The sequence below is a fragment of the Candidatus Neomarinimicrobiota bacterium genome, from assembly GCA_030743815.1.
In the GTDB taxonomy this organism is placed as follows: domain Bacteria; phylum Fidelibacterota; class Marinisomatia; order Marinisomatales; family S15-B10; genus UBA2146.
This window is the reverse complement of the sequence record JASLRT010000049.1, coordinates 1-15121: the sequence shown is the minus strand read 5'-3', so window position 1 is coordinate 15121 and position 15121 is coordinate 1. Positions and strand designations below refer to the sequence as shown.

General features: G+C 49.3%; 8 protein-coding genes. All 8 read left to right on the top strand.

Annotation, left to right across the window (positions count from 1 at the left end):
- Nucleotides 1–1451 (top strand): VCBS repeat-containing protein (locus tag QF669_04475; GenBank protein MDP6456699.1); only part of this gene is annotated, 1451 nt, incomplete at its 5' end.
- A gap of 159 nt (nucleotides 1452–1610) precedes the next feature.
- Entirely contained in the window at nucleotides 1611–3695 is a 2085-nt protein-coding gene (locus tag QF669_04470) for a multiheme c-type cytochrome (GenBank protein ID MDP6456698.1), read from the top strand.
- Between the two features lie 4 nt (nucleotides 3696–3699).
- Nucleotides 3700–5505, top strand: coding sequence for a CRTAC1 family protein (locus tag QF669_04465; protein MDP6456697.1), 1806 nt, complete (start codon nucleotides 3700–3702; stop codon nucleotides 5503–5505).
- A 30-nt stretch (nucleotides 5506–5535) separates the two neighbouring features.
- Complete coding sequence (locus tag QF669_04460) at nucleotides 5536–6450, top strand: tetratricopeptide repeat protein (protein MDP6456696.1); 915 nt, start codon at nucleotides 5536–5538, stop codon at nucleotides 6448–6450.
- Nucleotides 6451–6715: 265 nt separating this feature from the next.
- Nucleotides 6716–7741: an iron-containing alcohol dehydrogenase gene (locus QF669_04455; protein MDP6456695.1), complete on the top strand. Its 1026-nt coding sequence runs from the start codon at nucleotides 6716–6718 to the stop codon at nucleotides 7739–7741.
- Between the two features lie 82 nt (nucleotides 7742–7823).
- Nucleotides 7824–9401, top strand: coding sequence for a glycoside hydrolase family 30 beta sandwich domain-containing protein (locus QF669_04450; GenBank protein MDP6456694.1), 1578 nt, complete (start codon nucleotides 7824–7826; stop codon nucleotides 9399–9401).
- Nucleotides 9402–9465: 64 nt separating this feature from the next.
- Nucleotides 9466–11409, top strand: coding sequence for a glycoside hydrolase family 3 N-terminal domain-containing protein (locus tag QF669_04445; protein ID MDP6456693.1), 1944 nt, complete (start codon nucleotides 9466–9468; stop codon nucleotides 11407–11409).
- Between the two features lie 109 nt (nucleotides 11410–11518).
- The gene (locus QF669_04440) at nucleotides 11519–14998 is read left to right on the top strand and encodes an FG-GAP-like repeat-containing protein (GenBank protein MDP6456692.1); all 3480 of its coding nucleotides are present in this window, start codon (nucleotides 11519–11521) and stop codon (nucleotides 14996–14998) included.
- Nucleotides 14999–15121: the final 123 nt, after the last annotated feature.

Here is a 15121-nt window from a genome sequence, read left to right as displayed (position 1 = left end):
TCCGGCACGTGGAGAATCACTTCATTGATTTTCAGAGAGAGCCGCTCATTCCGCACTTGCTATCTACTGAGGGACCTAAGATCGCCAAAGGAGACATAAACGGCGACGGGCGGGATGATCTCTATCTGGGCGGCGCCAAGGGGACTGCCGGAAGAATACTGGTTCAAACGGCATCGGGGACCTTTGAGAGCACGAATGAAGGACTCCTCCGCAAGAGCAATATCTCTGAAGATGTGGACGCGGCCTTCTTTGATGCCGATGGTGATGGCGATCAGGATCTTTATGTTGTCAGTGGGGGAAATGAATATTCCAGGCAAGCACCTGCCCTGTTGGATCGTTTCTATATTAATGACGGTTCCGGTGAATTTTCTCTTTCTAACAATAGGCTGCCGAAATTTTATGCCAGTGGTTCTTGCGTCGCCTCCGGTGATTTCGACAGCGATGGCGATACAGATCTGTTCATTGGCAGCCGTAGCGTCCCGTGGAAGTATGGTCTAACGCCTACGAGCTATCTATTAGAGAATGACGGGCAAGGGCTGTTCTCAGTGGTGACGGAGGCTTATGCCCACGGACTGGACAAGGTGGGCATGGTAACGGATGCAGCGTGGATCGACTACGATAACGATGGGGACCTCGACTTGGTAGTGGTCGGTGAATGGATGCCGGTGACACTGTATGAGAATACCGGCCGCGCTCTGATTGAGATCACCAGTAATACAGGACTGGAGAAGACGAGCGGCTGGTGGAACTGTATTGTCACTGATGACCTCAATGGCGATGGGATTATTGATCTGGTGGCAGGCAATCTGGGAAATAATTCCAAGATTAAAGCATCACTATTAGAACCGGCGGCTGTTTATATATCAGACTTCGACAACAACGGCTTGATAGAACAGATCTTGTGCACCTACAAGTCTGGCAAGAGTTATCCCATGCTCTTAAGGCCCGACCTGGTGAATCAGCTACCGTACCTAAAGGAGAAGTTCCCTACGCACGCTGACTACGGGGGAAAGGAGATAACAGACGTTTTCAGCGAAGAACAGTTGAACCGTGCGACAGTCCGGAAGGCCTATACATTTGCTACGACGCTGTTTTACGGTAACGGCGACGGGACTTTCCAGCAACATCTTCTCCCTGTTGAAACACAGTTCTCACCTATCTATGCAATCATAGCTAGAGATTTTGACGGCGATGGCTCCAAGGATCTACTTCTAGCGGGAAACTTCCATGGGGTTCCTCCCCAGCTGGGACGATACGACGCCAGTTACGGAACACTTCTACTTGGCGGTGATAACACTACTTTTAAGGCTTTACTTCCTGGGGAAAGCGGTCTCCTTATTTCCGGCCAGGTTCGAGATATAGCTACACTTACTTATCAGGACGGACGAGAGGTAATCCTTATAGCCAAAAATGACGCCCCGATCCAGGTATATAGGCAGGCACCAAAATGAGGTGGTGGTTTAACTGAAATCCGGCCGTTTTCTCCTCAGAATAAACATGACCAAAACAGCAATTTTTGTTGCAGTTTCTTGTACTACCACGTACATTTTAGTAGCTGAATTTTAGATGCCTTTATCTTATCTAATGTTTCAAGGCTGAGAGGTAAAACAATGAAAAATCAATCAAATCAACTGGAAAGAGTGGCGGAGTGGCGGCACAAATTGCTGTTGACTGTTTCGGGGCTGCTGTTCTTCGAAACAGTCACAGGCCTTTCCATTTACCTGCTCCCTTTTAGTATACCGAATCAAGTTATAGTTTTACTACACACTGTTATTGGTCTTGTGTTCATCGTCCCCTTTACGTGGTATCAGATCCGACACTGGCTCGTCTACCGCTCCATGAAAATGCATAACATCAAGCTCACCGGCTATCTCTCTCTAGTCATCACCGCGGTGGCTGCTATCACAGGACTTGTTCTCACATATCAGGCTCTCTTCCAGACCAAGATTGGTCGCGGATGGGACCTCGTACACATTATTTCCACTTTTGCCCTGATAGCCTCTCTTCTCCCTCACTTTATTGTGATTGTGGTACGCGACTTGAAAGAACGCCAGCGAGATCGTTTACAGCCGCTCCTGACAGCACAGAAACAGTACGGCCTGAATTCACTGCTGATGACAGGGACTCTTTTCGCCGTTTCGGCCATTCTCGTTTATGCTTACGAACCGGTGGAGTTGGTGGACGAATTCCCCGACGACTACAGCTATCTCTACGGAGAGGACCGTCCCTTTGCCCCCAGTCTGGCGCAGACGAATACCGGCGGCGCCTTTGACTCCCGTTCTCTGGGAGGATCTCAAACGTGCGGAAGCTCCGGCTGTCACGAAGAAATTTTCAACGAGTGGCAAGTGAGCGCTCACCGCTATGCAGCCATGGACCCTGCCTTCCGGGCGGTACAGAAGGTGATGGGTGAACAGAACGGACCTGAATCAACCCGCTATTGCGGCGGCTGTCACGATCCAATTTCGCTCTTCTCAGGAACAAAAAATATTTTCAGAGAAGATTTGACTAATCTCGTCGGTTACCAGGAAGGTGTCTCCTGCATCGTCTGTCATAGGATAAAGGAGACCGATCTCAAAGGGAATGCCAACTATGTAATCACCCAGCCCGAGCGCTACATGTTCGAACTGCATGAAGGGGAAGCGGCCCGTTTCCTGCGGGATTTCCTAATTCGCGCCTATCCAAGGTATCACGTGGAAAGCCTGCAGCACCGGCTGTTCAAGAGCCCCGAGTTTTGCGCCGCGTGTCATAAACAGTTCATCGATGAGGAGATTAATCAGGTTGGGTGGGTTCAGCTCCAGAATCAGTACGACAACTGGCGCAAGAGCCGCTGGAACCACCCGGGCGATCCGAGTAAAACCATTGAATGTCGTGAGTGCCACATGCCACTCACAGATTCACAAGATCCCGCCAGTGGCGATGAACTCGATTATAATCGAAACGATAGCGATGGCAAACACCGCAATCACCGGTTTCTCGCCGCTAACCAGTTTGTACCTGCAATCCTCGACCTCCCCGGCGCTAGTGAACATATCGCCCTCACGGAAAAATGGCTTCAGGGCAAATACGAGATCCCTGAAATCGAGGACAAGTGGCGTCCCGGTCCGGCTGTTCCGCTGGAGCTGATTGTGCCTGAACAGGTGACACCCGGTCAGGAGGTGGCGATTAAGACAGTGATCACCAACAACAAGGTCGGTCACGACTTCCCCACCGGTCCCATGGATATTATTCAGGCGTGGGTTGAACTGGTGGTGAAAGACCAGAATGGGAATGAGATTTTCAGCTCCGGGCACAGAGATGAGAAGCACTTTATTGAGCCGGGATCGTTCATTTTCAAAGCCGAGGCCATCGATCAGTACGGCAACCTCATTGATCGACATAATCTGTGGGAAATGGTGGGCGTCCGCTACCGCCGCGTTTTGTTCCCCGGTTTTTCCGATCAGGCCGAATTCACCTTTCCGTGTCCCGGCTCAGCTGCCAGTGGCAAGGAAGATTTATCCAAGAAAGATGAATTCCGGTTCAAAGTATCAAATGACGAGGTGACTGAACTGCACGTATCGGCAAAACTGCTCTACAGGAAGATAGATCAATTCTTGCTCAATTTTCTCCTTGGTGAGGACTCCGGTGTAACTGCTCCAGTTACGCTCATTTCTGAAGATCAGAGAATGATTGAGGTTGTGCCCGACAGAAGTCTCTGAATACGTGGCCGCAAAATCCTCCCGGCGAAGACGCCGCCTTATTACAACCACCCTTGGTGTTTCCTCTTTTATTGTAGCTGTTACTGCTATAATCTGGCTTATTTCTAAACCGGACAGACCCTACATCCCGGGCGAAAAAATTGAGGGTTTGACGGCTGAGCTGGAACGGACAATTCCAGACAATTACCCAAAGATTACCTTTGTGGACGCCACTCACGATGCAGGTATCTCCTTCAGGCATTTCTCCGGCAGACGATCATCACAGCTTCCTGAGGACATGGGTTCCGGTGCCGCCTGGGGAGATTACGACAACGACGGCTGGCTCGATCTGTTTGTAGCCAACGAAGCAGGCCCTCTTACTCTCACCGAAGAAGAGGTCGCCGCCTCTGCGGCTCACTGCGCGCTCTACCGTAACAACGGGGACGGTACCTTTGAAGAAGTAAGCTCGGAAGCCGGTGTCGATCTCCGGGCCTGTGCAATGGCTCCCACATGGGGGGATTATGACAACGACGGTTGGCTGGACCTTTTCATATCGTGCTACGGCAAGAACGTTTTCTATCACAATAATGGCGATGGTACATTCAGCGATAAGACAACAGAAACGGGACTTGGCGGACGACCCGGTTTCTGGACAGGGGCATCCTGGAGTGATTTCAACCGTGACGGTTTTATCGACCTCTACGTCTGTGGTTATGTACAGTATGCCTCCAGTGAAAACAAAAAAACGACACTACAGTACGATGTGGAAGTTCCCGTCAGTATTAACCCTTCATCCTTCCGTCCGGACCGCAATCTGCTCTATCGCAATAACGGTGACGGGAGCTTCAGCGAAATATCCTCAAAGGCCGGCGTCGAGGACCTTCGTGGACGTAGTCTCTCTGCCGCCTGGTGCGATTTCGACGAAGACGGCTGGCCAGACCTGTACGTGGCGAACGACGTCTCCGATAACGTACTTTTCAGAAATCTGGGTAATGAAACATTCGAAGAAATCAGCCATGTAGCACATGTGGCTGATTATCGCGGAGCTATGGGAATTGCTGTTGGAGACTGGGACGGCGATGCAGACATGGACATGTATATCACACACTGGCTCGCACAGGAAAATGCGCTTTACAGCGGAATGCTGTCTCAACTCACACGCTTAGACATCACCTCAAATACGACCAAATTCATGGACGAGGCGGATCGCCATGGATTGGGGCAAATCGCCCTCGATTTTATTGGATTCGGTACCTCCTTCTTTGATTACGACAACGACGGCTGGCTCGATCTGTACGTGGCGAACGGTAGCACTATTCAGCGGAGGGAGAAGTCGTGGCTACTGATTCCAATGCCCGATCAGCTTTTCTGGAACCGGGGAACTGAAGAAGGGTTTTATGATGTTTCCACCGTCAGCGGGGAAGTCCTCCAATCGGAACACGTTGGCAGGGGCGCTGCCTTCGCAGATTACGACAATGATGGTGACGTTGACATCTTCGTCGTTAACAACGATGGTCCTGGACTGCTGCTGAGAAACGATGGCGGCAACCGGAACCGATGGCTGCAGCTCCGGCTGGAAGGGACGCAGAGTAACCGGCAGGCTATTGGGGCCAGGCTGCGTCTGGCGGCGCGAGACCGAGTACAGTCACGTCAGGTGGGGGCGCAAAGTTCCTATCTATCCCAAAACAGTCTAGTTGAGCATTTCGGCCTCGGAAATGCGTCAAAGGCTGATACCATCGAAATCATCTGGCCCAGCGGGCTAACAGAAGTGTTGCGCCATGTAGCATCCGGCCAGACACTCCACATTGTGGAGGGGGAGAACCCTCTTTAGGCCTAACCTCCCCGCCCGCGGGGATAAAAAGTGCGTAGAACTTTTGTCACCATACTGATTGCACTCCTTGCCCTGTTTGCTGTTGTCTCTGTATGGAAGCGCTCTTCAGGTGACGCAGTCTCTAAAGATGACGACAGGATCTCAACGTTTCCTGAGAAAGAAAAGATTCAACAGTTTTGGGAAGTCTACCGACGGGCCACAAGATTTCGTATTGCCGGCAATCCGCGAAAGGCTGTCGCCGAATACCGTAAGGCGATCAGCCTCAACAACAGTCACGAGGACGCCCTCTACTATCTGGGCAATATGTACTTCGACTTGGGAGAGCTTGAAGCAGCTGAACAGATCTGGAGGCGCTTGGCAGAAGTCAACCCAAACAGTGCCCGCGCTCATTCTCAGCTGGGAACCATTTATCTAATGATCGAAAACGGAAATATGTTCAACCTTGATGCGGCCGAAGCTGAGTTCCAACGGGCCTTTGCCATTAACAAAGAAGTGACTGCTCCCGTGCTTCGCCTCGGGCAAATCGCACTTATCCGAGGAAACTTTTCAGAATCTCAACGCCTCTTCAATGCCGTCATCGGATCGAACACTAGAAGCGTAGAGGCGCACTTTCTAACAGGCTATATCGACTGGAAGAGGGGAAATCTTCAAAAAGCGTTAACTTCTCTAACTAAAGCAGCGGAATATTCGCGACCTACGGCACCTGTTCAACGTTTTTCTGGAGAAGGGGACACTAAATCAGGCCGTCCGGCGGGCAGCACAATAGACCCAAAAGAGGGGGGTCTCTTCGAAACTTACTTCAGCAATCTGTCTGAACTGACGATGGCCGAACTTCCCCTAGAAATAAACAGCCGCTACAGACAATTGGATGCATTTCTTGAACAGATTAGTCACAAGATTGAGCACCAGACAAACACCGGCGCAATTACTGGCGGACAACGATGACTCAGGGTGGTTTTTTTCAAAGAAATATTCATGAAACGATAAACTATGAAGTCCAGAAGAGGTATCAAATACATTATACCCATTCAGTGCTTATCTATCCGCTGCCTTTCGAATTATTGGTATAGAGATCTCTTATAGATATAATGATAAAAAGAAACGTAATATAAGATGATGTGTTTATTTATTGGGTGTAATATTCTCGAAGATGACTGATTCGATCACTACTTTCAACTTGGGAATAATTATAAAATAAGAGTTGTAATAAATGAAAGAAATATCAGGCCAGACAAATGTATTATCATACCGGTTTGGCTCTGGTAGCGTCAAGGGGATTGGCAGGGAAATTGGCAAATTTGTTGTTGTAACAATGGATATCCCCTGGAATATCACAAGAGACTTGCTGGGCAGAATCCCAGAGGAAGTGGTGTTTGTAAACTCGGTGGATCAAGTAGTCTTGGATCAACAGTTATTGAATCTTCCGGAATGTGATACCATAATTGGTATCGGTGGCGGTTTGGCTGTGGATGCTGCCAAATACTTTTCATGGAAACGAAATCTCAAGCTGGTGACCATTCCAACTGTAATCAGTGTGAATGCATTTGTGACACCTGCCACTGGAATCAGGATCAATCATGAGGTTAAGTATGTTGGAACAGCCAGTCCGGATCCTCTGATCATAGACTATGATATTATCCGCACTGCTCCGCCGACCTTGAATATTGCAGGCATTGGGGATCTACTTTCCATGCACACTGCTACTTTTGATTGGGAATATGCCCAGAGTAAAGGTCAGTCTGAATATCCTTTTTCTACGGCAGCAGTCAAGGAAGCCAGAGGAATACTTGAAGAACTATATGCGGTAATTCCTGAGATAAGAGATATTACTGATAAGGGGTTGCTCGCCATCGTTCAGGGTTATATGAAATTGAATGCGGTCTGTATTCCTGCAGACCACTATCGTGTGGAAGAAGGTTCGGAGCATTTTCTTTTTTATGAGTTGGAAGAACGGTTAAAACGATCGTTCATTCACGGGCATATTGTGGGATTGGGAATATATCTGATGAGTCGATTGCAGAATAATAAGGCTGAAGGAATCACTGCAATTATGGATGAGGTCAAATTGGATTATCATCCAGTGACAATGGGTATCAAGCGCCAAGATTTGGTTGATTCCTTAAAAAACCTGAAATCTTTTGTTCAGGGCAAGGCACATTTATGGTTCACAATGATAGATGATTCAGAAATATCTGAGGGATGGATCGATGATACTTTGGCTGACTTGAGGTTCTGATAGAGATATACAGAAATTGATTAAACAGAATTTATCCACAGCAAATAATCATCCGGTTCGTTTATATTGTTAGAATGGGAAAATGATGCGCACAGGGTTAAATACTAGAGTTTTACTGTCCACCTTATTGATTTCTTTAGGGGCACTTGGTGATCTAAAAGTTTATGCATTATCCGCCCGGCAGTTGGCAGATAATAAAATCTCAAAAAAACAGTTTGATGGAAATATTGAAGTATGGTGGAGTTCCGAACTGCTACCGGACTCGCATTCGCCGGTCTGGTATACCAATCCTCCAGATCCATCAGAGATCCGATATAAATTGGACCGCCAAGCTGAGTTAAAATGGAAAAAAGCTGTGAAACCATCTGGTCCCGTTATTCGGGTGAATCCTGATAAAACATATCAAACCGTGCTGGGTATTGGTACATCTCTGGAAGCGACCACCCTGTATGCAATCAAGAAAAACAGAAGTGAAGAAGAAATACGGGAAATTTTGAAACTACTGATCGATCCAGACCATGGCATGGGATTTAATTTGTTCAGGATCACAATCGGGACCTCTGATTTCTCAGACGGGCGCACTGTTTCTACACATCCTAAAGGATTTTACAGCTACCAGGATAACTCGGAGGCTGAATTCTCCATACAGCCGGATATTGATCTTGGTATTGTAGACATGCTGAAACTGACTGCGGATGTAGCTGCCAATTTAGATCCTCCCCAGGAGATCAAATTTACTGCTGCCTGCTGGAGCCCGCCCGGCTGGATGAAGACATCCGGTACTCTTATCGGTGGTACCTTAAAATCCGGCTATGAAAAACATTTGGCTGGTTATTTCCGGAAGTTCATTGAAGCCTACGCAGCAGAAGGTATCCCTATTTATGCCATTACAATTCAAAATGAGCCTAATTATTTACCCAAAGACTATCCTGGTATGATGCTCACGCCCGAACAGGAAATGGCTGCTGTTGTTGCGGCTTATGAAAATTTCCATTCCAACTTGTCAGATAAAGATGAATTACAGACAAAAATCTGGATTAATGACCATAATTTTGAAGATTGGGTGAATGCAGATTATATTTTAACAGCCTTGGAAAAAATGGGTAAAAAACATTATGTGGATGCCACAGCATTTCATAATTATACGCCTTTTCCGGCATCGAATATGAGCAAATTACATCAGAAACATCCCCACACTGATATTCAGCTCACCGAACATTCAGAATGGGGTGTGGCGGGCATGCGAAATATTCAACAATATTTTCAAAACTGGTCGCGATCCTATATGTACTGGGTCACCATGACCACCAAAAAGCTGGATGAACATAACCAAGGGCCCTACAATCGCCTCGGGGAGCTTTCGCCAACTCTCCTGATAGAAAAAAACAGTTTCTCTCCAGAATGGTATGTTACACCTGAATACTATTTGATCTCACAATTTTCAAAATTCATACGGCCAGGTGCTATTCGAATTAATTGTGATAAGGGCTCGGATGCTAATGTGACTTTTGTTGCGTTTAAAAATCTGGATAATTCAATTGTGCTTGTTGGTGTAAACCAGACAAAAAAGTCCCGCACTTTCACAGTAAAATATAATGAAAAAATGTTCAGCGCTAGTTTAGCGGCAAAATGCATGGGGACCTACCGTTGGCAGGAATGATATTTTATCATCAAGTTGATTTTGGAATGAAAGACGATGACCCAAGGTGAAAGGAAAGAATCTCATGAACAGGATTGTTAGAGTCGCACTCTATATTCTTCTGGGGGTAGCCGTCATAATACTTCTCGGCGTTGTACTTTTTTATTCATTCTACGCCATCAATTCAGCCGGAAACATGGCCGAGCTGGGCCCTGAAGCGCCCGCACTTACCGAAAGAGGGCTTACTTTCAGGGACCTTAACAAGAACGGCAAGCTGGATCATTACGAGGACAGCCGTCAGCCCATAGACAAGCGTGTTGAAGACCTGCTATCTCAGATGACGCTGGAAGAGAAAGCCGGGTTGATGTTCATTACCATGATTTTCATGAACGGTGACGGTTCCCTGATGGAGCGGCCAGTACTGTCAAATCCACTCTCTTTCATGTTTAAGATAAACTCAGAGATGGTGACACAATTGAAGATGACTCATTTCAACACCATGCAGGATCTTCCCGTGGACGTGATGGCGCGCTGGAACAACAACATTCAGAAGCTAGCTGAGAGAGCACGCCTCGGCATTCCGGTAACCCTGGCATCCGATCCCCGGCACGCCGCCACGGACAATCCCGGCGCCAACGTAGCTACAGTATCGTTTTCTCGCTGGCCCACACCGCTGGGACTGGCGGCTACAAGAGATACAGCTCTTGTCAGGGAATTCGCCGATATCGCTAGACAGGAGTATCTTTCTGTCGGCATTCGACTAGCGCTGCACCCCATGGCCGATCTTGCCACAGAACCGCGCTGGGGCAGGATCAACGGTACGTTTGGCGAAGATGCTGCTCTGTCAGCCGCCATGACAAAAGCGTATATTCTCGGCTTTCAGGGCGATTCGCTGGGCCGTCACAGTGTTGCATGCATGACAAAACACTTTGCCGGCGGCGGCCCGCAGAAAGATGGCGAAGATGCACACTTCCTCTATGGTAAAGAACAAGTTTATCCAGGCGGGAACTTTGACTATCACCTCATCCCTTTTGAAGGCGCCTTTGCCGCAGGAACGGCACAGATTATGCCATACTACGGTATCCCTGTGGGACAGACATCGGAAGATGTCGGCTTCGCCTTCAATCGAGATATCATTACAGGCTTGCTGCGGCAACGGTATCAATTCGACGGTGTTGTCTGTACCGATTGGAACATTATTTCCGACGGTTCTTTCGGTCACGGGAGAAGTTGGGGAGTAGAGCACCTGACAGAACTTGAGCGAGTGAAAAAGGTGCTGGATGCAGGTTGCGATCAGTTTGGCGGTGAAGCGTCACCAGACTGGATTGTAGAGCTGGTGGAGAGCGGCCAGATCACTGAAGACAGAATAGATATGTCCGTTAGAAGATTACTTGAGGACAAATTCCAGCTTGGACTTTTTGACAACCCATATGTTGATGAGGCGACGGCTTCACAGATTGTGCCACAAGCCGAATCTGTACGCAGAGGAAAAGAGGCACAGAGCAGGTCCGCCGTGCTGCTGAAGAATGATAATAATGTCTTGCCTCTCAAAGATGGTATTAAATTGTACGTTCAACACATCAACCAAGAAGTGGCGGCTGGGTACGCAGAAATAGTACAGACTGCCGAAAGCGCCGATTACATTCTTGTGAGGCTCAAGACACCGTACGAAGAGAGAAATGAATATTTTCTGGAACAGTTTTTTCACCAGGGCAGGCTCTACTTTACTGAAGAGGAAATTCAGCCAATCCTCGAGTTGGCGCGGATAAAACCTACAATCATCGGTATCACGCTGGAGAGGCCGGCCCTCATCCCAGAGATCTTAGAAGCAAGCAGTGCGCTGGCTATTGACTTTGAAATGGAAGACGATGTGTTCATGGATATAATATTCGGCAGATCAGCACCGCAAGGCAAACTACCGTTTGAGCTGCCCTCTTCCTTGAGTGCCGTAGAGAATCAACTAGAGGACGTTCCTTATGACTCTAAGAAGCCACTTTTTCCATTCGGCTTCGGGCTGCATTATGAGTAACAGTCGCGGGCACGGCAGACAAAAATTGCTCGCACTGTCTCTAGGAACTTTTCTCTTTTTAGGAGGCTGCGCAAAAAATGGTGGCGTTAATTCGGAAACTGCTCGACAGATGATTTCACACCGCAATCTTGGGCTGGCCTATCTCGAGGAAGGTCAACACCGGGATGCGGCGGATGAATTTCAAAAGCTTGTGGAGATCGCACCAGAGGAACCTCTCGGTTACGCCAACCTCGGCCTTGCCTATCTGCGCATGGCTGGAGAACTTGAGCAGTCAGAAAAGTGGTTGCTGTCTGCACTGCGTCTGAAGCCGGAGGACCCTGATATCAGTCTTCTGCTGACTAAGGTGTACGAGCTGACCCAAAGAGAATCTCGAGCCGTCAGTACCCTTGAAACTGTTCTCAAGAAACATCCCGATCATGTACGAACACTGTATCAGTTGGCTCTGTACTACACCAAGATGCCGGACCCAAAAGCTCAAGAGAGAGCAACAGCCTGTCTGGCGCAAGTGGTAAACGCTATTCCTGCCAACGTGGCGGCGCGCCTGAGACTGATCGAATTGCTGCTGCGGGGCGATAGGCCGGGCGATGCGATACAGCAGATGGAGACGATTCGTCAGACACTTCCGGAGCTGCCGCAAGGGTCTGTAGAGATATTTCGCAAAGCTCTTGAACTGATGCGTAATGGCGATGCAAAACAGGCCTTCACTCCCGCCCTCATGTTTCACAATCTGATGAAGCCCACGTCCTTCTACCAGGCGTCTCTCACCGAACTGCGGGGAACAGGCGGCCCCATTGCCGGCGCACCTATTTATCGTTTCAGCCAGCTTGCATCGTTGCCGAGACACAGACAAACCGGGATTCCGGAAACTCTTACCTTCAATGATGTGACAGACGCAAGTGGATTAAACATTGTTTCAGTCGACGTTGACGCGGCTCCCAGCGGTGACAATCCGCTCACTATCCTGGCCGAGGGCGACCACGACGGCGATGGGGATCAGGATCTCTTTGTCTCCCGCTGGTTGTCCGGAGAGAAAGTCAGCCGGCACTACCTGTTCACCAATGATAACGGTGCCTTTTCAGACATTGCTGCTGAGGCGGGTATCTCCCATCCGGGCAGAAATCTGTCCGCGCTCTTCGCTGATTACGATAACGACGGCTACCTCGATATGTTTGTAGTCAACAGCAAGGCTAACAAGCTCTACCACAATTCCGGAGAAAGCACTTTTCAGGATGTAACTGCCTCTGCTGGAATTGAGACTACTTCTGAAGGGCGGACGGCTCTGTTCGCCGATCTCGATCTTGAGGGAGATCTCGATCTCTTTCTCGGCACTACTTCACAGAACCGGCTGTACCGAAACAATTTAGATGGGACATTCGCCGAAATCGCGGATGAGGCGGGCATCGACGGCGAGGCACTCATCAGCAGGGATGCCGCTTTTGGGGATTTTGATGATGATGGGGATATCGACCTCCTTGTTGTGAATGAGGACGGCAGTAACCGCTACTTCGATAACTTGCGCCAGAGCTATTTCCGCGACATTACCACCCATGCGGGACTGACAACAGACGGCGGCTCAGGCGCCGTAGCGGCGGGGGACTATGACAACGACGGATACCTTGACTTGTTTGTCACTGACCTGGCCGGAGAGCGGCACCTGCTATTACGCAACCAGGGAGACGGCACATTTGAACAGGACGACCGCTCGCACAACGCTTTTGAGAGTATAAAAGGTTTTGCCGGCCTAGATGCCGTTTTCTTCGACGCCGACAACGATGGCTTCCTTGACCTCCTGGCGGCGGGAAGCCCTTCGGATGAGAATACGGAGAGAGGTGGGCTTAAACTGTTTTACAATCGTGGTGACGGAACGTATCTGGAAGCGTCTTCATTGCTACCCGATCACCTGGGCCCTGCCAGTCAGGCGGAAGTGTCTGACTACGACAATGATGGTGATCTTGACATTTTTGTGGCAGATATTTACGGCGGCGTTCATTTGCTTCGCAACGATGGCGGTAATGTAAACAATTTCCTAGTGGTGCGGCTGGCAGGGCTTCGTACAGGCAGTACGAAGAATAACTATTTCGGCATCGGCGCCAAAGTAGAAGTGAAGGCGGGCGATCTGTATCAGATGAAAGTGATGAGCGATCCTGTGGCACATTTCGGTCTCGGCAACCGGGACGGTGCGGACGTGGTTCGGGTTGTCTGGAGTAACGGTGTACCTCAGAACCGTTTCAATCCTGAAAGGAATCAGACCGTTGTGGAGACGCAGATCCTGAAAGGATCGTGTCCGTGGCTCTATGTCTGGAACGGAATTGAATACGAGTTCGCCACTGATGCCCTGTGGGCCAGCGCCCTCGGCATGCCTTTAGGAATCATGGTTGGAGAGCCGTTGTACGCTTTCCCTAATTCTGCCAGTGAGCACTTCAAACTTCCCTCTGGCAGGCTGAAGCCGAAAGGTGGAAAATATTCACTGCAGTTCACCACAGAACTGTGGGAGACTCCGTACCTCGACCAGGTTCGTCTGATTGTGGTTGACCATCCGGACAGTGTTGACATCTTCGTGGACGAGACCTTTACACCGCCGCCCTTTCCACCGTTCCGCATCTACGCTGTCACAGATAAGCGCCAGCCGGTCTCAGCCCGGGATGATCGTGGAAATGACGTCTTAGAGAAGATCGCACACGCCGATGGAGATTACGTCTCCAATTTGACTCCCGCCATGTATCAGGGGGTAATGGAACATCACGACCTTATTCTCGATCTAGGAGATTTGTCCGGCGCCGACAGCGTCTTTCTCTTTCTGTATGGATGGCTCTTCCCCACCGATGCCAGTATCAATATGAACATGGCTCAATCAGCGGCGGCCGGCTCCGTTTTTCCTCTTCTGCAGGTGATTGATGACGAAGGAAACTGGAAAACGGTGATTGAGAACCTCAGCTTTCCCAAAGGAAAGAACAAAACGTTGGTGGTGGAGTTGACCAACAAGTTTCTTACCCACGACTACCGCATCCGCATCCGGACGAATATGCAAATCTACTGGGATCATATCTTTTATTCCACCGACGTCTCCAGCGGTTCGCTGCGCAAGGTACGCCTTGATCCTGTGGCGGCCGATCTGCACTACCGGGGATTCTCAGAACTGACCTGGGAGACGCCTTACAGTCCCAGCATCCCGGATTATCAGACTGTTTCCACAGAGGCCAAGTGGCGCGATCTGACCGGTTTTTACACACGGTACGGCGATGTACTTCCCCTGCTGTTAGAGTCAGACAGCAAGTATGTCGTCATGAATGCCGGCGATGAAGTAACCCTCGAATTCGACGCAGAAGACTCTCCCGAATTACCTTCCGGGTGGAGCAGGGATTTTCTCTTCTACAACAACGGCTGGCTGAAGGACGGAGACCTCAATACCGCCCAGGGACAGACGGTGGAACTGCTGCCCTTTCACGGCATGTCTTCCTATCCATATGGGACGGATGAGGCGTATCCCGACGATGAAGAGAGCCAATCGTACCTCAAGAGATACAACAGTAGACAGGTCACTGCCGAAGCGTTCAAGCGCTTCCTCTTTAATTTCCACGCCGGTAATTAGACCAATCATGAATGTCCTCTTTGGCCGGCTGGGACAACTCCCCATTCTAGTCTGGATAGTTTTCTTCTCTATTCGCTGTTCCTTCGAAGATTCCACCCCACCCCTCTTTGAGAAGCTTTCGCC

Excerpts from the sequence above, each read along its gene's own strand:
- QF669_04440 (MDP6456692.1), top strand. The coding sequence starts at position 11,519 with ATGATTTCACACCGCAATCTTGGGCTGGCCTATCTCGAGGAAGGTCAA.
- QF669_04450 (MDP6456694.1), top strand. The coding sequence starts at position 7,824 with ATGATGCGCACAGGGTTAAATACTAGAGTTTTACTGTCCACCTTATTG.
- QF669_04470 (MDP6456698.1), top strand. The coding sequence starts at position 1,611 with ATGAAAAATCAATCAAATCAACTGGAAAGAGTGGCGGAGTGGCGGCAC.
- QF669_04455 (MDP6456695.1), top strand. The coding sequence starts at position 6,716 with ATGAAAGAAATATCAGGCCAGACAAATGTATTATCATACCGGTTTGGC.
- QF669_04445 (MDP6456693.1), top strand. The coding sequence starts at position 9,466 with ATGAACAGGATTGTTAGAGTCGCACTCTATATTCTTCTGGGGGTAGCC.